We start from the raw sequence: 20,744 nt of genomic DNA, 5'->3' as shown, positions 1-20,744 counted from the left end.
GCATTTCATCTTGGGGCGGCCCGGCGATGAAACAGGCCGCTTACGAACACAACGGCCGCCCCGTCTCGCGCGAGGCCTTCTACGCCATTGCCTGCGACCCTGCCCGCAGCGTGGCGGTGGAGGCCTGCGCGGGTGCGGGCAAGACCTGGATGCTGGTCTCGCGCATGCTGCGCGCGCTGCTCGATGGCTGTGCGCCGCACGAGATCCTGGCCATCACCTTCACCAAGAAGGCGGCCGGTGAAATGCGCCAGCGTTTGCAGGAGTGGCTGGAGCAATTCAGCCACAAGCCGCTGGAGGAGCTCACCGCCGAGCTGATTGCAAGGGGAATCAGCCCCCAGGGCGCGCTGGACAAGCGCGAGGCGCTGCAAAATTTATACCGCCAGCTGCTCACTGCGGGCCGCCCGGTGCAGATCCGCACCTTCCACAGCTGGTTTGCCGCGCTGCTGGGCACGGCGCCGCTGGCGCTGTTGCAGCAGCAGGGCCTGCCCGCGCACTTTGAGCTGCTCGAAGACGATGCCGAGGCGGTGCGTGAGGTCTGGCCCCCGTTCTTGCAGACCGTGGCCGACAGCGCCAGCCTGCGCGCCGACTACGAAGCCGTGGTGGCCCGCCACGGCCGCTCGCAAACGCACAAGGCCCTGGCAGCGGCGCTGGCCAAGCGGGTGGAGTTCGATCTGGCGGACGAGGCGGGCGTGGTGGATGCCTCGGTGCCGCCGTTCCAGCAGGCCTACCCCGAACTGGCCGCGTTGGCGGAGCCCGCCGATGCTTTGCAGACCGAAGCTGTTCTTCAGCGCTGGCGCAGCCGTGCCAGCGTGCTGGGCGCCGAGGCCAACAAGACCCCCCAAAAGGCGGCCGACGCCATCATCGACGCGCTGGGCTGCACCGACCTGAACCAGCGCCTGGACCAATTGCGCCGTGCGATGTTCGTGGCCAAGGAAGACCGCCTCTCCAAGAACCTCGAGAAGTTCCCCACCGCGCAAGAAGCCGAGCCCGAGCTGCAGCGCCTGCTCACCGCACGCCGCCAGCACGAGGCTTGGCAGCACCAGCAGCGCATGGCCCGGCTGGCGCGTTGCCTGATTGCGCAGTTTGTGGCCGTCAAGCAGCAGCACGGCTGGGTGGACATGAACGATGTGGAGCGCACCGCCCTGGTCATGCTGGCCGACCCGGTGCTCTCCGGCTGGGTGCAAGAGCGGCTCGATGCCCGCATTCGCCACCTGCTGGTCGATGAGTTCCAGGACACCAACCCGCTGCAGTGGCAGGCGCTGCACGCGTGGCTGTCGGGCTACGCGGGCTCGGGTGGCGGTTCGGCCGCGCCCAGCGTGTTCATCGTGGGCGACCCCAAGCAGAGCATCTACCGCTTCCGCCGCGCCGAGCCGCAGGTGTTCATCGCCGCGCAGGCTTTTGTGCGCGATGGGCTGGGCGGTGATCTCTTGAGCTGCGACCACACACGCCGCAATGCGCAGGGCGTGATCGGCGCCGTCAACGCCGTGATGGGCCAGGCCCAGGCGCAGCACGAGACCAGCGGATTCCGCGACCACACCACCGAATCCAAACACCCAGGCCAGTTGCTGCGCCTGCCCGCCATCACCGATGCGGACGACAACAGCCTGGGTGCAGGCCGCGACCCCCTGGCCTGGCGCGACAGCCTGACCGAACCCCGCCACGAGGCCGAAGAAACCCAGCGCATGCGCGAATGCACGCAGGCCGCCGCCTGGGTGGCCGCGCAGATTGCCAGCGGCACGCCGCCCAAAGAGGTGCTGGTGCTGGCCCGCAAGCGCGACCGCCTGGCCAGCATGCAGGACGCCCTGCGCGCCCTGCACCTGCCCTGTGTGCAGCCCGAAAAGGCCGACCTGTTCGACGCGCCCGAGGTGCAGGACATGGTGGCGCTGCTGGATGTGCTGGTCTCGCCCACGCACGACCTGCCTTTGGCCCGCGCGCTCAAGTCGCCGTTGTTTGGCCTGGGCGACGACGCTTTGGTGGCCCTGGCCGTGCTGCGCCGCCAGCCTGAACATGCGGGCAGTAGCTGGTTTGATTTGCTATTGAAAAGTGAGCTGCTACCGCTTGATATGCAAGCGCTGGGGCCTGTTTTGATTCAATACCAGGCCTGGGTAGGCAGCCTGCCGCCGCACGACGCGCTGCATGCCATCTACGAGCATGGCGACGTGCTGGCCCGTTTTGCCGCCGCCGCACCCCCCACCCAGCGCCTGTCGGTGCAGGCCAACCTGCGCGCCCTGCTGGCCGCAGCGCTGCAGCACGACGGGGGCCGTTACCTCACGCCCTATGCCTTGGTGCGGGCCATGAAGAAGGGCGGCGTGCGCGCCCCCGGCCGTGCCGACGCGCAGGCCATCCGCCTGCTGACGGTGCACGGCGCCAAGGGGCTGGAGGCCGACTGCGTGCTGCTGCTCGATACCGACACCCGTCCACAAAAGGCCGAGACCATGGGCGTGCTGGTGGACTGGCCCGGCGAGCAGACCGTGCCCTCGGCCTTCGTCTTTTTGGCCAGCGAATCGAATCCGCCGCCCAGCGCGGTGGACGCACTCGCCGCCGAGCAGCAGGCCCGCAGCCGCGAGGAGCTGAACATGCTCTACGTGGCCATGACGCGCGCCAAGCACTGCCTGGCGCTGTCGTCCGTGCAGCCCAGCAATTCGGCGCCGGGCAGCTGGTGGAACCGGCTGACACCCTTGGCTCCGTTGGTGCCCGAGGTGGATGTGGGTACTGCCCCGGCACCCGCCGCCGGGGCCGGGGCAACCCCCGATACCTTCACCATCGCCGCGCTGCAACCCCTGCCCGAGGCCCTGCAAAGCGCCCGCACCAAACCGGGTGCAGCAGCCGCCGACCCCAGTGGCGCCACGCCCGTGGCCATGCCCGGCGATGGCGACTCCACGCCGTTGTCCCGCCAAGGCGATGCCATGCACCAGCTGCTGGAGCAGGCCGGTGTGGCCGGTGCCCCGTTGGCCGACTTGCGCGCCCACGGCTGGCCTGCGGCGCGCATCGCCCGGCTGGCCAGCGACCACGACATTGTCCCGGCTGCCGCCGAACTGGCCGCCCGCATGGCACAGGGCATTCTGGCGGGCGAGGGCGCCTGGGCCTGGGACCCGTCCCAGGTGCAGACCGCCATCAACGAGGCCCCGCTGCACTACCAGGGCCAAAGCCTGCGCATCGACCGGCTGGTACAGCGCCGTGCGTCGCCCGCAGATGACGCCGTGGCAGGCTGGTGGGTGCTGGACTACAAAAGCGCCGCCCAGCCCCAGCGCCAGCAGGCGCTGGTGGCGCAACTGCAGCGCTACCGTGAGGCCGTGTCGGCGCTGATGCCGGGCGAGGCCGTGTACGCCGCCTTCCTCACGGGTGATGGGCGCTTGGTGCTGGTGGGCGAAGTGCCCGGTGCGGTAGGGGCATCGGCCGCCCAGGCGCCAGCGGTGGGGCATACTCTCGCCCCCGCTGCGCCGGTTGTCCCCGCAAAGCTCGGGCGCGCCCGTGCCGCGCCGGGGCCTGCGGACTCTCCGCAAGGCTCCTTGTTTTGACCGGTCCTTCCGGTCCCCACGCAGCGCAACGCCCCCTTTTTTAAGCAAGGCCTCCCGTGTCTCACACCCTTCCTTCTTCCGATGCTTCCACCCTGTCTGCGGAGACCTTGCAGTGCGACGTGGCCGTCATCGGTGGTGGCCCGGCGGGCCTGATGGCCGCCGAGGTGCTGGCCCAGGCGGGTGTGGCCGTGCATGTGTTCGATGCCATGCCGTCGGTAGGGCGCAAGTTTTTGCTGGCAGGCAAGGGCGGGCTCAACCTCACGCATTCCGAGCCGCACGAGCCCTTTGTGGGCCGCTATGCCGGGCGTGAGCAGCAGATCGAGCCGCTGTTGCAGGCCTTTGGTGGGCCCGCGCTGCGCGCCTGGGCTGAGGGGCTGGGGGTGGAGACCTTTGTGGGCACCTCGGGCCGTGTGTTCCCCGCTGACATGAAGGCCGCGCCCCTGCTGCGCGCCTGGCTGCAGCGCCTGCGCGGGCAGGGGGTGTTGTTCCACATGCGCCACCGCTGGCTGGGCTGGGCCGAGGAGGGCGCTCTGCGTTTTGCCGCGCCGGCAGGCGAGGTGCCGGTGGCCGCCAAGGCCGTGGTGCTGGCGCTGGGCGGCGGCAGTTGGGCGCGTTTGGGGTCTGACGGTGCCTGGGCGCCGCTGCTGGCGCAGCGCGGTGTGGCCGTGGCGCCGCTGCGCCCCTCCAACTGCGGCTTTGATGTGCTGCGTGCCGATGCGCCGGTGGGCGAGACGCGCCGCGCCTTTCTGCAGGAGCTGCTGGGCCGCACGCCTACGCCCACCGTGGGTTGGACGCCGCATTTTGCCGAGAAGTTTGTGGGCCAGCCCTTCAAGACCGTGGCGCTCAGTTTCACCGACAGCCAGGGCCACAGCTTCAGCCGCCGGGGCGAGTTTGTGGTCACGGCCACGGGGGTGGAGGGCAGCCTGGTCTACGCCGCGTCGCACCTGCTGCGCGACGAGGTGCAAGCCCATGGCCACGCCACATTCCACCTCGACCTGCTGCCCGACCACAGCCCTGAACGTGTGCTGGTGGAAGTGCGCCACCCGCGCGGTTCCCGGTCGCTCTCCAGCCACCTCAAGAGCCGCCTGGGCTTGGATGGCATCAAGGCGGGCATCCTGTACGAACACTTGGGCAAGGATGGTATGAACGACCCCGTGGCCCTGGCCCACGCGATCAAGGCCCTGCCCATCACCGTGGTGGCTGCGCGCCCGCTGGACGAAGCCATCAGCACGGCGGGCGGCGTGGCCTTTGAGGCGCTCGATGCGCACCTCATGGCCACGGCCCTGCCGGGTGTGTTCTGCGCGGGTGAAATGCTGGACTGGGAGGCGCCCACCGGGGGCTATCTGCTCACCGCCAGCATGGCCAGCGGCCGTGTGGCGGGAGAGGGGGCGCTGCGCTGGCTGGAGCAGCCTGCAGAGGTGTGATACCAATCTGCATTCAAAAATACAAAACCGTTTACTGAGCGTAGTCGAAGCGCTGCGCGAGGCTTCGACTGCGCTCAGCGCGAACGGTTTGATGTTGATCTAACGCGAATCTGTATGAGAAGGCGCTTGGGCGCTGGCGCGCACAGGGCTTTGGGCAAGCCGGGCAGTCCTGCCATTGCGCTCTACGAAAAATACAGGGGTGGGGACTTTTGCGCGAGCGCGCAAAAGAAAGAAGAAGTTGACGAGCCTTACCCCCGGCACTGACTCCACAGTTAGGGCTGCTTGGTTCCCCACCTGACCCGGTTGGCCGCTTCACCATGCGAGGAGGCCCGTCACCGCTGATTGTACGTCGGATGAAGGCCCTGATTTTCCAGTGGCTGTTTTGTTTGCCCTGGTGGCGCCGGGGGCGCACGGCCCAGCCCGTAGAATCGCCCGCATGTCCTACCTAGTGCTCGCCCGCAAGTACCGCCCCCGCAATTTCACCGAGATGGTGGGGCAGGAGCATGTGGTCCAGGCCCTGTCGAATGCGCTGACCCAGCAGCGCCTGCACCACGCCTACCTGTTCACGGGCACGCGCGGCGTGGGCAAGACCACGGTGTCGCGCATACTGGCCAAGTCGCTCAACTGCCAGGGGCCTGACGGGCAGGGCGGGATCACCGCCACGCCCTGTGGCGTGTGCCAGGCCTGCACCGACATCGACAGCGGCCGCTTTGTGGACTACACCGAGCTGGACGCGGCCTCCAACCGGGGCGTGGACGAAGTGCAAAGCCTGCTGGAGCAGGCGGTCTACAAGCCGGTGCAGGGGCGCTTCAAGGTCTTCATGATCGACGAAGTGCACATGCTCACGAACACGGCGTTCAACGCCATGCTCAAGACGCTGGAAGAACCGCCCGAATACCTCAAGTTCGTGCTCGCCACGACCGATCCGCAGAAGGTGCCGGTCACCGTCCTCTCACGCTGCCTCCAGTTCAACCTGCGCCCCATGGCGCCCGAAACCGTGCTCTCGCACCTCACGCAGGTGCTGGCGGCCGAGAGCGTGTCGGCCGAGCCCCAGGCGCTGCGCCTGCTGTCGCGGGCCGCGCGCGGTTCGATGCGCGATGCGCTGTCGCTCACCGACCAGGCCATCGCCTTTGGCAGCGGCCAGTTGCAAGAGGCCGGTGTGCGCCAGATGCTGGGTGCGGTGGACCGTTCCTATGTGTTCCGCCTCATCGACGCGCTGGCCCAGGGCGATGGCAAGACGGTGGTGGAAACCTCGGACGCGCTGCGCATGAATGGCCTGTCTGCGGCCTCCACGCTCGAAGAGATGAGTGCCGTGCTGCAGCGCATGGCCGTGTTCCAGGCCGTGCCGCAGATGGCGGGGGCCGTGGATGCCGACGACCCCGAGGCCGCCGAAACTGCCCGCCTGGCGGCGCTGATGCCCGCTGATGAAACCCAGCTGCTCTACAGCCTGTGCCTGCACGGTCGTGGCGAGTTGGGCCTGGCGCCCGACGAATATGCGGCGCTGACCATGGTGCTGCTGCGCCTGCTGGCCTTCAAGCCCGTAAGCGGTGCAGGCGGTGTTGGCGAATCGGCTGAAAAAAAAACTCTGACGCGGCCTGAAACTGCGTCTTCGGGGGCTTCTGCGGCCGCTGCGCCTGCGCCCCTGGCGGCGCCTGCGGCACCGGCTCCGGTTCCCCCTGCTGCACCTCTGGCCGCCGCCGCCCCGGTGGCGCAGCCCGCACCGGCGGTGCCCGTGCCGCCCGCCGTGGCCCCTGTGGTGGCATCCGCCGTGTCGGCCCCTGCGCGCCCAACGGTGGCCGTGCCGGCGCTGGATGACGATGCCCCGGGGGCCGACGATGCCTCTTCTTCTTCCGAGCCCCCGCCCTGGCCCGCGTCGGAGGACGATGCAGGCCCCGCAGCCGGTGCACTTGCGGTGCCAACTGCGTCGGCGGCGCCTGTCGCAGTCACGGTGCTGCCCGCGCGCCATGCGCAAGGGCTTGAAATAATTAATGGCCCTGCGCGCGCTGAACATGCGCAGGGCGCTCCTGAGTTTGTAGCAATCCCCGTGCGTGTGGCCCCCGAGCCGGGTGCGCGTTTGCAGCCCGCACCCCACGCCACCCCCGTGCCCGCATCAGCGCGTTACACCCCCACCGAAGAGGGCGATGTCTGGCATGCCACCGTGCAGCAGATGGTCGCAGCCGAGGCCATCAACGCCCTGGTGCGGGAGCTGGCCCTGCAGTCGCAGCTGGTGGCGCGCGATGGTGGCCACTGGCTGCTGCGCGTGGAGCGCGAATCGCTCAACCAGCCTACCGCCCGCGAGCGCCTGCGCGCGGCGCTGGAGGCTGCGGGCCATGCCACCCAGATCAGCGTGGAGGTGGGCGTGGTCATCGACAGCCCCGCCCGCCGCAATGCCGCTGCGGCCGCTGAGCGCCAGCGCCGCGCCGAGGAAATCGTGCACAACGACCCTTTCGTGCAATCGCTGATGCGCGACTACGGCGCGAGAATCGTGCCGGGCAGCATCAAACCCGCGTGAGATGAAGCTCCCCCTGAGTCGCCTTCGGCGCCTTCCCCCTCTCTCGCTTCGCGGGAGGGGGACGCACTCGGTGGCCTGCCAAAGCCAGCTCCACGAGTGCACTGGATTGGCGTGTGCCAGTTTCGACGGCCACTGACATTGCACAGCACAATACCGTGCATCTCGGATACCGAATCTCTGTCCCTTCGTGGGAATCGATCAACCAGAAAGAAAGCAAAGGAAACCACACCATGTTCAACAAAGGACAACTCGCCGGCCTCATGAAGCAAGCCCAGGCCATGCAGGACAACCTCAAGAAGGCGCAGGATGAACTGGCCTTCATCGAGGTGGAAGGCGAATCGGGCGCGGGCCTGGTGAAGGTGGTGATGACCTGCAAGCACGACGTCAAGCGCATCACCATCGACCCCAGCCTGCTGGCCGAAGACAAGGACATGCTGGAAGACCTGGTGGCGGCCGCGTTCAACGCTGCGGTGCGCAAGGCCGAGGAAACCTCCTCGGAGAAGATGGGCAAGCTCACCCAAGGCATGCCAGGCCTCCCCGGCGGCATGAAATTCCCTTTCTGAGGGTTGGCTACCGAGCGGGCGATCTGCGTCGTTGGGCGGTGCTCGCCATCCTCACGTACTTCAAGTACGTTCCGGTGGCTGTGCTCCGTCCGCCTAGCAGCTCATCCCGCTCGCTACGCCCTTGAGAGCGGGGTGTGAAGGCCGGGGGACACTCCCACATCCGTTCGGGCTGAGCTTGTCGAAGCCTGGCTCCGCCGCTCCGTACAACGCCACCCGTATCGCCTCCTGCCTGTCCATGTCCACCACCAACTCCCTCGACGTTTTGATTCAGGCGCTGCGCCGGCTGCCGGGGGTGGGGGTGAAGTCTGCGCAGCGCATGGCGTTCCACCTGCTGCAGCACGACCGCGAGGGGGCGCTGGCCCTGTCGCGGGCGCTTTCGGAGGCGGTGGGCACGGTGCACCACTGTGCGCGCTGCCATACGTTCACCGAGGCCGAGGTGTGCAGCACCTGCCTGGACCCGGAGCGCGATGCCACGCGGCTGTGTGTGGTCGAGACCCCGGCGGACCAGTCCGCGATGGAGCGCACCGGGGCCTTCAAGGGGCTGTACTTTGTGCTCATGGGGCGGCTCAGCCCGCTGGATGGGGTGGGCCCCAAGGAAATCGGACTGCAGAAACTCATGGAGCGGGCCACCAGCGGCGAGGTGCAGGAGGTGATCCTCGCCACCAATTTCAATGCCGAGGGCGAGGCCACGGCCCATGTGATCAGCGAGGCCCTCAAGAGCCGGGGTGTGCATGTGACGCGGCTCGCGCGCGGGGTGCCCGTGGGCAGCGAGCTGGAGTACGTGGACCTGGGCACCATCGCGCATGCGCTGGTGGACCGCCGGTGACACCCGGCCCGCCGAGGCGCACTAGAATACTCACAATTTAATAGCTGCTCACGCTTGTCCATCAGGCGCTGGCCGCCTAAAAGAGTCTAAAACTATGAATACCACCATGCATGTTGCACGGTTCACCGTGGCCTACTGGTGCGTGCTGATCGCCGCACTGCTGCCCATGGGCTGCGCCTGGCTGGCCAAGAGCGGCAACCTGGGCAAGTCGCGCAAGGACGGCGGTTTTGACAACCATGACCCGCGCGCCTGGATGGCCCGGCAGACCGACTGGCGGGCACGGGCCAACGCGGCCCAGGCCAACAGCTTCGAGGCGTTGCCATTCTTTATCGGCGCGGTGATCATTGCGCACCTGCTGGGCGCCGGGCAGACGCTGCTCGACATGCTGGCGCTGCTGTTCGTCATGCTGCGCATCTTCTACGTGATGATGTATGTCTCCGACATGCCCACGGCCCGCAGCGCCGTGTGGGCGGCGGGTTTCCTGGTCAACGTGGCGATTCTTTTCATCGGCTACCGCTGACCCGGGGCGGGGAGGCGTGGGGCGCACCCGCCTGCTGACGGCCTCCCGGCCGCCTTGGTTTTTCATGCTTACGTAGAAACCCGCAGGGAATCTCCCTGATGCGGCCTGGCCCCTGCTGGGGCACGATTGTTGCAATGCAGCATTGCCTTTTTTCCTGACTCCATGCCCTTGCCTTTGCTCACCCGCCGCGCCTTTGGCGCCGTGACTGCCCTGTCGGCGGCCGCTGTGTGCGCGCCTGCGGTGGTGCGGGCGCAAACCGATGGGGCCATGCTGGGGCGCATCACCGTCGCGGTGGGCGGGCAGGGAGTGCTCTACCACCTGCCGCTGGCGCTGGCGGACGCCCTGGGCTACTTCCGGGCCGAAGGCCTGGAGGTGGTGGTGCGCGATTTCGCGGCCGGTGCGCTGGCGCTGCAGGCCGTGCAGGATGGGGCGGCCGATGTCTGTTCGGGGGCCTTTGAGCATGTGCTGCGCGCGCAGGCGCGGGGCCAGGCCTACCGTTCGCTGGTGCTGCAGGGGCGGGCGCCCCAGCTGGCCCTCGGGGTGTCGCTGCGCTCGCTGCCGGCCTACAAGGACCTGGGCGATCTGGCGGGGCGGCGCATTGGCGTGTCGTCCGTCGGGTCGTCCACCCACCTGGCGGCCAGCCTGATGCTGGTGCGTGCGGGGCTGTTGCCCCGGGATGTGGCCTTTGTGGGTGTGGGCTCGGGCACCAGTGCGATGAATGCGCTGCGCTCGGGACAGGTGCATGCGCTGTGCCATGCCGACCCGATCATGACGCTGCTGGAGCAGAAGGCGGACATGCGCATCGTGGGCGACCTGCGTTCGCTCAAGGCCGCGCAGGAGCTGGTGGGCAAGGGCACCCTGCCGGCGGGCAGCCTGTATGCGCCCCAGGCCTTTGTGCAGAAGCAGCCCGCGCAGGCCCAGGCGCTGGTCAATGGCATCGTGCACGCGCTCAAGTGGCTGCAGACCGCCGCGCCGGCCGACCTCGTCAAGGCGGTGCCTGCCGCATACTTGATGGGCGACCGGGGCCTGTACCTGGCGGCCTTTGGCCGCGTGCGCGAGACCTTCTCGCCCAATGGCCTGATGCCGGACGACGGCCCAGCCACCGCGCTGCGTGTGCTGGCGCGCGTGCAGCCCGAGCTGGCCGAAACCAAGGTGGAACTGGCGCGCACCTACACCAACGACCTAGTGCGCAAGGCGCGCCAGAAGTACAGCGTTTGACCCCTGGACCTTGCGCACGCAACCGCCATGGCGTGGCGTGGGGCGCGGGGGCTTTTGCCGGGGGCGCCAGCCTGGAACAGGGGCGGGTTTGGACTACAGTGCGGGGGCGCCAGCCAAGGTGCCATCCAAGGCGTGATCGCGGCCAGCTGACCTGGCCCTTCTGCCCTTTACCCCGTGATTGATTTTTCCAAGGACTTTCCCATGTCGCTGAGCCTCAGCATCGGCCCGCTTGTTTCCCTGATCGCAGGCATCCTCATCCTGGTCATGCCGCGCCTGCTCAGCACCATCGTGGCGCTGTACCTCATCATCATGGGCATTCTGGGGCTGCTGGGGATGCACACGCTCCGGCTCTGACCTCCGGCCCCCAAGGTTCCTCCAGGGGCTGCGGCATCAGCGGCGCTTGACCTTGGAGGGCGTTCCCCCCTTGCGGGAAGGGGCCCCCGCATTGCGTTTGCTGCCGCTGTTGCCGCCCCCCGCGGCCACGCGGGCGCCGCCACTGCGGGTGCCAGCCTGGGCCTGCTTGAGGGGCAGGTACACCACCACCTGCTGCCCTGCCTTGAAGGCGGCATTGGCGCGCACGTCGTTCCAGTCGGCCACGTTGGCGGCGGTGAGCTTGTAGCGCCGCGCAATGCTGGCCACGGTTTCGCCCTTGCCGGCGCGCACCGTGGTGCGGCGGGTGACGATCTCGGGGGTCAGGGCCACCTGCCCGTTGTCCGCGAGGTGGGAGGACACGTCCTGCCGCGAGGTGGTGGCGCGCGGCACCATCAGGGCCGAGCCCGCCTTGATCAGCATGCGGGGCGGGATGTTGTTCATGCTGCGCAGGTCGCTCTCGCTCATGCCGGCACGCTGCGCGGCCTCGGCCACGCTCATGGTGGTGGGCACGGACCACACGGTCCAGCTGGCGTGCTGGCCTTCGCGGCGGGCGTCGAGGTTGCGCTGGAAGACCTTGGCGTTGTCCCAGGGCAGCAGGATCTGGGGCGTGCCTGCGGCCAGGATCACGGGGCGCTTGTAGGAGGGGTTCAGTGCACGAAAGTCCTCCTCGCGGATGCCTGCGAGGGTGGCCACCAGGGCCACGTCGATGTCGTGCGTGATGTCCACCGTCTGGAAGTACGGATGGTTCTCGATGAGTGGCAGCTCGGTGCGGAAGGCATCGGGGTTGGCCACGATGTTTTTCACGGCCTGCAGCTTGGGCACATACATGCGGGTCTCAGCCGGCATGTTGAGGTCGGTGTAGCTGGTGCCCAGGCCGAGTTTCTGGTTGCGGGCAATGGCCCGGCCCACGCTGCCTTCGCCCCAGTTGTAGGCAGCCAGGGCCAGGTGCCAGTCGCCGAACATGCCGTAGAGCTTTTGCAGGTAGTCGAGCGCGGCGCGGGTGGAGGCCAACACGTCGCGGCGGTCGTCGCGGAAGGCGTTCTGCTTGAGGTCGAAGTAATTGCCCGTGGCGGGCATGAACTGCCACATGCCGGCCGCCTTGGCGCTGGAGATGGCCTGGGGGTTGAACGCGCTCTCGATGTAGGGCAGCAGCGCCAGCTCGGTGGGCATGCCGCGGCGTTCCAGTTCTTCAACGATGTGGAACAGGTATTTGCTGGAGCGCTCGGTCATGCGCTGCATGTAGTCGGGGCGCGTGGCGTACCACTGCTCGCGGTCCTGCACCAGTTCGTGCTGCAGGTCGGGCATGGCAAAGCCGCGCCGGATGCGGTCCCACAGGTCGGCAGGGGCCGACAGCGAGGCCACTTCGCTGCTGCTGGCCTGGGCCGCCGTGATGGGCTTGAGCGGCCCGTTGGGGATCAGGGGGGTATGGGAGGAAGAGCGTGCAGTGCTGGGGATGGCTTTGGTGTCCGTGCCCGCCTGGTCGGGCGAGGGGCCCCCGGTGGTGGCGCAGCCTGTGAGCCAGAGCAGGCCGGCCAGGCAGGCGATGTGCAGAATTTTCATCGGAATTCGTTCTTCCATTGGCGCAGGGCGGCCAGCACCGCCACGGCGTCGTTTTCAGGCACCTGCGCATCGTGGCCCCGGGCGGCGCGGGCCACCGTGGGTTGCCTGACGCGCAGGAAAGGGTTGATGTCCCGCTCCAGGTCTATGCGGGAGGGCAGCGTGGGTTGCTGCTGCGCCCGCAGGGCCTCGCATTGGCTGCTGTAGTGGAGCAGGGCGGCGTTGCCAGGTTCCACGGCCCGCGCAAATTTCAGGTTGGAGAGGGTGTACTCGTGGGTGCAGCACACGCGGGTGTTGCCGGGCAGGGCGGCCAGCTGGTCCAGCGAGTCCAGCATCTGCGCGGGCGTGCCCTCGAACAGGCGGCCACAGCCGCCCGAGAACAGGGTGTCGCCGCAGAACAGCAGCGGCGCGCCATCCATGGCCGCGCAGTAGTAGGCGATGTGGCCTGCGGTGTGGCCGGGCACATCGATCACTGTGAAACGCAGGCCCAGCACATCGGCCCCCTCGACCACATCGCCGTGCGCCAGGCGGACCAGGGGCTCGGGAATGCGCTCGCGGGCCGGGCCATAGACCCGCGCGCCGGTGGCTTCGCGCAAGGCATCTACCCCGCCGACATGATCGGCATGGTGGTGCGTGACTAGAATGGCCTGCAAACCCAGGCCGAGGTCGTCCAGGGCCTGCACCACGGGTGCGGCGTCGCCCGGGTCCACAACGATTGCCTGGCGGCCATCGTGCAGCATCCAGATGTAGTTGTCGGTAAAGGCGGGCAGCGGCAGCAAGTTCATGAGCGATCAAATTATAGGTTTGCACGACTGGTTCGACTCCCCGCCGGGCCGGTACCTGCTGGCATGGCAGCAGGCGCGCTTCGACGAGGCCGTGGCCGACATTTTTGGCTACCACAGCCTGCAGCTGGGCATGCCCCTGCTCGACGGCCTGCGCGCCAACCGCATGCCCTACCAGTGGCTGGCGCTGGGGCAGGAGGCGGCGGCCGGTGCAGCAGGCGGTGCGGCGGTGGGTGGCGCGGGCGACGCTGGCTTGCAATGGCACCCAGCCGACCTGCTGGCCGAGCCCGAGGCCTTGCCGTTTGCCGATGCGAGCCTGGACCTCATCGTGCTGCCCCACACCCTGGAGCTGAGCATCGACCCCCATGCCGCGCTGCGCGAGGTCGAGCGGGTGCTGGTGCCCGAAGGGCGCGTGGTCATCAGCGGGCTCAACCCCACCAGCCTGTGGGGCCTGCGCCAGCGGCGCGCGCGGCTGTACCAGCGCCTGGGGCGGGGCAGCCTGTACCTGCCCGATGTGGGTGAATTCATCGGTTACCGGCGCCTGCGGGACTGGCTCAGGCTTTTGAGCTTCGAGGTCGAATCGGCCCGCTTTGGCTGTTATCGTCCCGCGGTGCGCAGTGCCCAGTGGCTGGAGCGCTTTGGCTGGATGGACCCGTTGGGGGAGCGGTGGTGGCCCATTCTGGGCGCGGCCTACTTCCTGGTGGCGGTCAAGCGGGTGCATGGCATGCGCCTGCTGGAGCCCGCGTGGCGCAACCAGCGCCAGCGTTCAACCGGCACGGTGCCCGTGGCCAACCGCGCGGGCGGTCGGGTGCCCACGGCCCATGCGTCCCCGGTCCGGCGCAAGCCAACATAGACAATCCCCCACCGGCCGCCACAGGGCCCCTTGCCCGGGCCATGGCGGCCAAGAATCCATCACCACAGCAGGAACACAGTTTGAACCAGGTAGAGATATACACAGATGGCGCCTGCAAGGGCAATCCGGGCCCCGGCGGATGGGGCGTGTTGCTGCGCTCCGGGCCGACCGAGAAAGAGCTGTTCGGCGGCGAGCTGGGCACCACCAACAACCGCATGGAGCTGTTGGCGGTGATCGAGGCGCTGTCGGCCCTCAAGCGCCCCTGCGCCGTGACGCTGTTCCTGGACAGCGAATATGTGCGCAAGGGCATCACCGAATGGATCCACGGCTGGAAGGCCAAGGGTTGGCGCACGGCGTCCAAGCAGCCCGTCAAGAACGTCGAGCTGTGGCAGCGGCTGGATGCCCTGGTCAGCACCGGCGGCCACCGCATCGAATGGCGCTGGGTCAAGGGGCACTCGGGCGATCCGGGCAACGAGCGAGCGGATGCGCTGGCCAACCGGGGCGTGGACAAAGCCCTGGGGCGCGCATGAACTGCGGCTTCTGACCCGCGCTGCAGGCTCCGGCAGCAGGCCGCGGTCGCGGCGATCAGCCCCTTCGGGGGCTTTTTTGTGCCTGTCGCGTGTAAAGCCTGCGTAAATCCGCCGCCATTGCCCATGGGGTCTTGCCCACGTTGGCTGCAGCGCAAGACACGCACTGATACATTGTTCGATTGCATTTCCCCACAACACCTGGCTGCACTGACCCATGGCGTCCAAGAACAAATACATCGTTTTCGCTGTCATCGGCATGGCGGCCGCCTCGGGGGCCGCCTGGTGGCTCCAGAAACCCACGCAGCCTGCGCGCAATGATGCAGCCGTGGCCGGGGGCAGCCCCGGTGCGCCAGCCGGCGGCGGTGCCAAGGGGGCCGGCGCTGCGGGCCGCCCCGTGGCGGTGGAGGCCGTGGCCGTCCGGCAGATGGCGCTGCGCGACGACGCCGAGGCCGTGGGCAGCCTGCGGTCGCGCCAGAGCGTGATGCTGCGGCCCGAGGTGGGCGGGCGCATCACGCAGCTCAACTTCCGCGACGGGCAGCGGGTGCGGCGCGGCCAGGTGCTGGTGCAGTTCGACGACCAACTGCCCCGCGCGCAGATCCAGCAAAGCCAGGCCGAGATGTCGATCGCCCAGGCCAACCACAAGCGCAACCAGGAGCTGGTGGCCCAGGGCTTCATCAGCCAGCGTTCGGTGGATGAAAGCGCGGCCAACCTGGAGGTGGCGCAGGCCAAGCTGGCCCTGGCGCAGGCCACGGCCCAGCGCCTCAAGATCGTGGCCCCCTTCGATGGCATTGCCGGTATCCGGGGCGTGAACGTGGGCGACTACCTCAAGGACGGAGCCGACATCGTCAACATCGAAGACCTGGACGCCGTGTTTGTGGACTTTCGCCTGCCCGAGCGCCTGCAGAGCAAGGCGCGCACGGGGCAGACGGCCCAGGTGGTGTTCGATGCGCTGCCCGGCGTGCGCTACGCCGCCGTGGTGCAGGCGATCAGCCCGCAGATCGACGCCGACGGCCGGGCCATTGCGGTGCGTGGCTGCATTGACAACCGCCGCCTGCAGCTGCGCCCGGGCATGTTCGCCCGCGTGACGGCCGTGTTCTCGGAGCGCGCCGATGCGCGCGTGGTGCCTGAAGAAGCCATCGTGCCCGAAGGCAACAGCCCCTATGTGCTGAAGATCGTGGAAGGCAAGGAGTCCGGCACCCGTGTGACCCGCCGCACCCCCGTCAAGCTGGGCGCCCGTGCCCCAGGCCTGGTGGAGGTGGTGGAGGGGCTGAACGCCGGGGACCTGGTGGTCACGGCCGGCCAGCAGCGCATCCGCAAGGACGGCACCGAGGTGCGGGTGGTCGAGCTGGGCAAACAGGGCGGGGGCGGCAAGGACGCGGGCCCTGCGGCGGTGCCCGCGCGCTCTGCGTCGGCTGCCCAAGGGGTGGCCGATGCGCCACCGGCTGCCGGTGCGCCGGGCACGCCAGCGGGTGCAACCGGCGCTGCCCAGGGAGCGCCTGCGGCCCCTGTGGCTGCGACCCCGGTGGTGGCGTCCGCCAGCACCGCCCTGGCCCCGCTGCCCGGCCCCAACCCTTGCCAGCCTGCCGAATCCCCCAGCCGGCCCGCTCCGGCCGGCCACCGCGCGCCCGCCTGAGGGGCTGTGCGCCACCCGCTTGCCGTCGCTTGCCACCTGCTTCTGATGTCCCTGGACTGCCATGCAACTCGCTGAAATCTCCATCCGCCGGCCGGTGTTTGCCACTGTGCTGTCGCTGCTGGTGCTGCTGATCGGTGCGGTGAGCTTCACGCGCCTGTCGGTGCGCGAATACCCCAAGATCGACGAACCCGTGGTCACCGTCAGCGTGCGCTACGCGGGGGCCTCGGCCGAGGTGATCGAGTCGCAGGTGACCAAGCCGCTCGAAGACTCGATTGCCGGGATTGATGCGGTGGACGTGATCACCTCCATCAGCCGTGCCGAGCAAAGCCAGATCAGCGTGCGCTTCCGCCTCGAAAAGGACGCCGACAACGCCGCCGCCGAGGTGCGCGACCGCACGGCGCGCGTGCGCAACCGACTGCCGCTGGCGGTGGACGAGCCGGTGATCGCCAAGGTGGAGGCCGATGCCTCGCCCGTGATGTGGCTGGCCTTCAGCAGCGACACGCGCAGCCCGCTGGAGATCAACGACCTGGTCAACCGCATCGTCAAGCCCCGCCTGCAGACGGTGACCGGCGTGGCCGACGTGCCCATCTACGGCGAGCGCAAATACGCCATGCGCGTGTGGCTGGACCCGGAGCGCATGGCCGGCTACCGGCTCACCACGCAGGACGTGGAAGACGCCATCCGCCGCAACAACCTGGAGCTGCCCGCTGGCCGCATCGAATCGCAGCAGCGCGAGTTCAGCGTCACGTCCCAGACCGACCTGAAGACCCCCGCGCAGTTTTCCAGCATCGTGATCCGCACGGTCAACGGCTTTCCTGTGCGCCTCTCGGACGTGGCGCGGGTGGAGGAGGGCGCGGCCAGCGACCGCAGCCGCGTGCGGCTCAACGGCCGCGATGCGATCTCGGTGGGCGTGATCCGCCAGGCCACCGCCAACCCGCTGGAGCTGGCCAAGGGCGTGCGCGCCATGATGCCCCTGCTCAAGGCCGACCTGCCCGCCGACATCGGCATCGACATCGCCAACGACAACTCGCTGTTCATCGACCGCTCCATCAAGAGCGTTTATTCCACCATCGTCGAGGCCGTGGTGCTGGTGGCGCTGGTCATCTTCGTGTTCCTGCGCACGCTGCGCGCGTCCATCATCCCCATCGTCACCATCCCGGTGAGCCTGGTGGGCAGTTTTGCGCTGATGTCGCTGGCGGGTTTTTCCATCAACACGCTCACGCTGCTGGCGCTGGTGCTGGCCATTGGCCTGGTGGTGGACGATGCCATCGTGATGCTGGAGAACATCTACCGCCACATCGAAGAGGGGCTCGACCCGTTCTCGGCCGCCATCAAGGGCGCGCGCGAGATCGGCTTTGCCATCGTGGCCATGACGCTCACGCTGGTGGCCGTGTATGCGCCGCTGGCCTTCACGCCAGGGCGCACGGGGCGCTTGTTTGTGGAGTTTGCGCTGGCGTTGGCCGGGGCGGTGGTGGTGTCGGGCTTTGTGGCGCTCACGCTCTCGCCCATGATGTGCTCGCTGCTGCTCAAGCACAACCCGAAGCCCAACTGGTTCGACCGTTCGATGGAGCGCTGGCTCACCGCGCTGTCGGATGCCTATGGCCGGCTGCTGCGCTGGGTGGTGACGGCACGCTGGGGGGGCCGGGACGGGGGGCGCGGCGGTGTGCGCGGGGCCATCTTCCAGGCCCGCTGGATTGTGCTGGGTGTCATGGCCCTCAGTGGCGTGGCGCTGGTGCTGGTGTTCCCCACCATGCGGCAGGAACTGTCGCCCCTGGAAGACCGGGGCACCATCCTGGCCAGCGTGACCGCGCCTGATGGTGCCACGCTGGACTACACCAACCGCTATGCGCTGGAGCTGGAAAAGATCGGCACCACCTACCCCGAGTTCGACCGCGTCTTCGCCAACATCGGCAACCCCACGGTGGCGCAGGGCAGCGTCATCTACCGCACGGTGGACTGGGAAAGCCGCAACCGCACCACGCTCGACCTGGCCAAGGAGCTGCAGCCCAAAGTGGCGGGCCTGCCGGGTGTGAACGCCTTCCTCATCACACCGCCGTCCCTTGGGCAGGGCTTTCGCTCGCGGCCGCTCACCTACGTGATCCAGACCTCGGACAGCTACGAAAACCTCAGCAAGGTGGTGGCCGCCTTCATGGCCGAGATTGCGCAGAACCCCGGCATCGTGGGCCCCGACGTGGACCTGCGCCTGAACAAGCCCGAGCTGCGCATCGAGGTCAACCGCGAGCGCGCGGCCGACCTGGGTGTGAGTGTGGAAGTGGTGGCCAAAGCCATTGAGACCATGCTGGGCGGCCGCACCGTGACGCGCTACAAGCGCGATGCCGAGCAGTATGACGTGATCGTGCAGACCGAGGCGCGGGGCCGCACCACGCCCGAGAACATCGACACCATCTACGTGCGCGGCCGCAATGACGCGATGATCCCGCTGTCCAGCCTGGTCAAGGTGCGCGAGAGTGTGAGCCCGCGCGAGCTGAACCACTTCGGCCAGCGCCGCTCGGCCACCATCACGGCCAACCTGTCGTCCGACTATTCGCTGGGCCAGGCGCTGACGTTCATGAACGAGACGGCCGCCAAGGTGCTCAAGCCCGGCTACACCACCGACCTGAACGACACCTCGCGCGAGTTCAAGAACTCGCAGGGCGCGCTGGGCGTGGTGTTTGTGCTGGCGCTGGTGTTCATCTTCCTGGTGCTGGCCGCGCAGTTCGAGAGCTTCATCGACCCGCTGGTGATCATGGTGTCGGTGCCGCTGTCCATGATTGGCGCGCTGCTGGCGCTCAAGTGGAGCGGCGGCTCGCTCAACGTGTATTCGCAGATCGGGCTGATCACGCTGGTGGGCCTGATCACCAAGCACGGCATCCTGATTGTGGAGTTCACCAACCAGCTGCGCGAGCAGGGCATGGAGATGGTGGACGCGCTCGTCAAGGCCTCGGCCCAGCGCCTGCGCCCCATCCTCATGACCACCGGCGCCATGGTGCTGGGCGCCATCCCGCTGGCCTTGGCCAAGGGCGCGGGCGCCGAGACGCGCATGCAGATCGGTTGGGTGATCGTGGGCGGCATGTCGCTGGGCACCTTGCTCACGATTTTTGTGGTGCCCACCATGTACACCTTGTTCGCCCGCAAGGCCGTGCCAGGAGCCAACACGGCGGTGGCCGTGGACGGGCCGGAGCCTGCCGGCGCGGCGCACCACGCGCCCGAATACGTGGCCAAGTAGGCATTGCAGGCGCCCGGCGCGCTGTGCAAGCGCTGGCCCCGCCTTTGCTGTCGCCGGGCGGGGCGGCGACGGCCCTGGCGTGGCCCCGGTGGTCGCGCTGCGGTGTCGCCGCTGCTTCTACATTCCCCATCTTTCCCCCCTTTCTCTCTTCAACGGCCATGACGCCTGGTGCTTCTTCTTTCCTGTACGACTGGTTCGGTGTGAACCTGCAGATGTTCTATTGGCTCAACGGCCTGCACGCCCCTGGCTGGGATGCCGCCATGGTGCTTGGCAGCCGGCTGGGCAGCTTTTTCAACGCCGCGTGGATTTTTGCTGGCCTGCTGGGTGTGCAGGCCTGGCACCGGTGGGCGCCGCAGCGGCACCAGGCGGCCTGGCTGCCCCACCGGCATGCGGTGGGGCGGTGGTTGCTGGTGTTTGGCCTGGCCTATGGCCTGGCGGCGGTGCTGGTGTCGCTGCTCAAATGGGGCTTCGACATGCCCCGGCCTTTCATGGTGCTGCCCGAAGGCAGCGTGCACCGCCTGATGGAGCCGGAATCCCTGCACAGCTTTCCCAGCGGCCATGCCACGTTTGCCATGCTGGTGGCTGTGGTGTTCTGGCCCACGGCGCAGGTGCGCTGGCACGGGGCATGGCGGGCCTTGCTGGTGCTGGGCTTGGCCTGGGTGGGGGTGTCGCGCGTGGGCGTGGGGGTGCACTTTCCGGCCGATGTGCTGGCGGGCTACCTGTGTGGTTTGCTGTGCGGTGGGCTGGCGCGGCATGTGGTGCCCGCACCGCCGGCGACGGATGGCCTGGCGCGGTGGGCACCCTCCGCCCCCGCCGAGCGGCACTACCGGCGGCTTCGCTGACGGCGCGGTGCAGCCGCAGTGCCGTCGCCAGGCGGCGATCAGGCGCCGGGCAACTGCTGCAGGGCTTGTTCCAATTCGCCGCTGCCTTGCGGGCGCACCAGCCGTGCCATCTCCTGCCCATCCTTCAGGAACACCAGGGTCGGCCAGAGCTTCACGCCAAAGCTGCGGCCCAGGCGCTGGCCGGGGCCATCCTCGACCTTGACATGGGCCACCCCGGCACGGTCTTTCAAGACGGCCTCGATCAGGGGCTGGGCGCGCTGGCAGTGCCCGCACCAAGGCGTGCCGAATTCAATGACGGTGGCGCCAGGCAGGCGGTCCACGTCAGCGCGGGTGGGGGCGGCGGCGAGGTGTTGGGCTGCGTAGGGCAT

At 68.5% G+C, this 20,744-nt stretch carries 16 protein-coding genes and 1 other RNA gene; 13 read left to right on the top strand and 4 right to left on the bottom strand.

Features of this window, described 5'->3' with window-relative positions; all coding sequences use genetic code 11:
- Positions 1-26 precede the first annotated feature (26 nt).
- Both DBV10_RS03450 and DBV10_RS03445 read left to right on the top strand, forming a co-directional pair.
- Positions 27-3,518 carry an exodeoxyribonuclease V subunit beta gene (locus DBV10_RS03450; protein ID WP_124510672.1) on the top strand — a complete coding sequence of 1,164 codons (3,492 nt, stop codon included), beginning with the start codon at positions 27-29 and terminating at the stop codon, positions 3,516-3,518.
- A gap of 56 nt (positions 3,519-3,574) precedes the next feature.
- Positions 3,575-4,942 carry a TIGR03862 family flavoprotein gene (locus DBV10_RS03445; protein ID WP_199740029.1) on the top strand — a complete coding sequence of 456 codons (1,368 nt, stop codon included), beginning with the start codon at positions 3,575-3,577 and terminating at the stop codon, positions 4,940-4,942.
- A 237-nt stretch (positions 4,943-5,179) separates the two neighbouring features.
- Here the strand turns inward: DBV10_RS03445 and ffs are convergent.
- An RNA gene (ffs, locus tag DBV10_RS03440) (signal recognition particle sRNA small type) lies at positions 5,180-5,276 on the bottom strand.
- A gap of 102 nt (positions 5,277-5,378) precedes the next feature.
- Here ffs and dnaX point away from each other — a divergent pair.
- From dnaX to DBV10_RS03410, 6 genes are all read left to right on the top strand, one after another.
- Complete coding sequence (gene dnaX / locus DBV10_RS03435) at positions 5,379-7,454, top strand: DNA polymerase III subunit gamma/tau (protein ID WP_124510670.1); 2,076 nt, start codon at positions 5,379-5,381, stop codon at positions 7,452-7,454.
- Between the two features lie 230 nt (positions 7,455-7,684).
- A complete protein-coding gene (locus DBV10_RS03430) occupies positions 7,685-8,017 on the top strand; it encodes a YbaB/EbfC family nucleoid-associated protein (RefSeq protein WP_055398201.1) in 333 nt (110 codons plus the stop codon).
- A 235-nt stretch (positions 8,018-8,252) separates the two neighbouring features.
- Positions 8,253-8,843, top strand: coding sequence for a recombination mediator RecR (recR, locus tag DBV10_RS03425; RefSeq protein ID WP_124510668.1), 591 nt, complete (start codon positions 8,253-8,255; stop codon positions 8,841-8,843).
- A gap of 94 nt (positions 8,844-8,937) precedes the next feature.
- Positions 8,938-9,363, top strand: a complete 426-nt coding sequence (locus DBV10_RS03420; protein ID WP_124510666.1) for an MAPEG family protein — start codon at positions 8,938-8,940, stop codon at positions 9,361-9,363.
- Between the two features lie 162 nt (positions 9,364-9,525).
- On the top strand, positions 9,526-10,581 hold the full coding sequence (locus DBV10_RS03415) for an ABC transporter substrate-binding protein (RefSeq protein ID WP_124510664.1): 1,056 nt from the start codon (positions 9,526-9,528) through the stop codon (positions 10,579-10,581).
- A gap of 201 nt (positions 10,582-10,782) precedes the next feature.
- Positions 10,783-10,935 carry a DUF3096 domain-containing protein gene (locus tag DBV10_RS03410; RefSeq protein ID WP_100410799.1) on the top strand — a complete coding sequence of 51 codons (153 nt, stop codon included), beginning with the start codon at positions 10,783-10,785 and terminating at the stop codon, positions 10,933-10,935.
- A gap of 36 nt (positions 10,936-10,971) precedes the next feature.
- Here the strand turns inward: DBV10_RS03410 and DBV10_RS03405 are convergent, their stop codons facing one another.
- Together DBV10_RS03405 and gloB are read right to left on the bottom strand one after the other, a co-directional pair.
- The gene (locus tag DBV10_RS03405; RefSeq protein ID WP_124510663.1) at positions 10,972-12,513 is read right to left on the bottom strand and encodes a transglycosylase SLT domain-containing protein; all 1,542 of its coding nucleotides are present in this window, start codon (positions 12,511-12,513) and stop codon (positions 10,972-10,974) included.
- On the bottom strand, positions 12,510-13,295 hold the full coding sequence (gene gloB, locus DBV10_RS03400) for a hydroxyacylglutathione hydrolase (protein ID WP_124510661.1): 786 nt from the start codon (positions 13,293-13,295) through the stop codon (positions 12,510-12,512). The genes DBV10_RS03405 and gloB overlap by 4 nt, the downstream gene beginning before the upstream one ends.
- Here gloB and DBV10_RS03395 point away from each other — a divergent pair.
- The 5 genes from DBV10_RS03395 (at position 13,294) to DBV10_RS03375 (ending at position 20,376) form a co-directional block, all read left to right on the top strand.
- Positions 13,294-14,145, top strand: coding sequence for a class I SAM-dependent methyltransferase (locus DBV10_RS03395; RefSeq protein ID WP_124510659.1), 852 nt, complete (start codon positions 13,294-13,296; stop codon positions 14,143-14,145). The two genes, gloB and DBV10_RS03395, sit on opposite strands and share 2 nt — an antisense overlap.
- An 80-nt stretch (positions 14,146-14,225) precedes the next feature.
- Positions 14,226-14,675, top strand: coding sequence for a ribonuclease HI (gene rnhA / locus DBV10_RS03390; RefSeq protein WP_124510657.1), 450 nt, complete (start codon positions 14,226-14,228; stop codon positions 14,673-14,675).
- A gap of 214 nt (positions 14,676-14,889) precedes the next feature.
- The gene (locus DBV10_RS03385) at positions 14,890-16,308 is read left to right on the top strand and encodes an efflux RND transporter periplasmic adaptor subunit (protein ID WP_124510654.1); all 1,419 of its coding nucleotides are present in this window, start codon (positions 14,890-14,892) and stop codon (positions 16,306-16,308) included.
- Between the two features lie 61 nt (positions 16,309-16,369).
- Complete coding sequence (locus tag DBV10_RS03380) at positions 16,370-19,534, top strand: efflux RND transporter permease subunit (protein ID WP_124510652.1); 3,165 nt, start codon at positions 16,370-16,372, stop codon at positions 19,532-19,534.
- Positions 19,535-19,692: 158 nt separating this feature from the next.
- Complete coding sequence (locus DBV10_RS03375) at positions 19,693-20,376, top strand: phosphatase PAP2 family protein (protein WP_124510650.1); 684 nt, start codon at positions 19,693-19,695, stop codon at positions 20,374-20,376.
- 38 nt (positions 20,377-20,414) lie between these two features.
- Here DBV10_RS03375 and DBV10_RS03370 read toward each other — a convergent pair whose 3' ends face one another.
- Positions 20,415-20,744 carry a thioredoxin family protein gene (locus DBV10_RS03370; RefSeq protein ID WP_124510648.1) on the bottom strand — a complete coding sequence of 110 codons (330 nt, stop codon included), beginning with the start codon at positions 20,742-20,744 and terminating at the stop codon, positions 20,415-20,417.

It is taken from the genome of Acidovorax sp. FJL06 (genome assembly GCF_003852545.1).
In the GTDB taxonomy this organism is placed as follows: domain Bacteria; phylum Pseudomonadota; class Gammaproteobacteria; order Burkholderiales; family Burkholderiaceae_C; genus Acidovorax.
The sequence above is the reverse complement of the archived record's forward strand: the minus strand, read 5'-3'. Positions and strand labels throughout refer to the sequence as shown.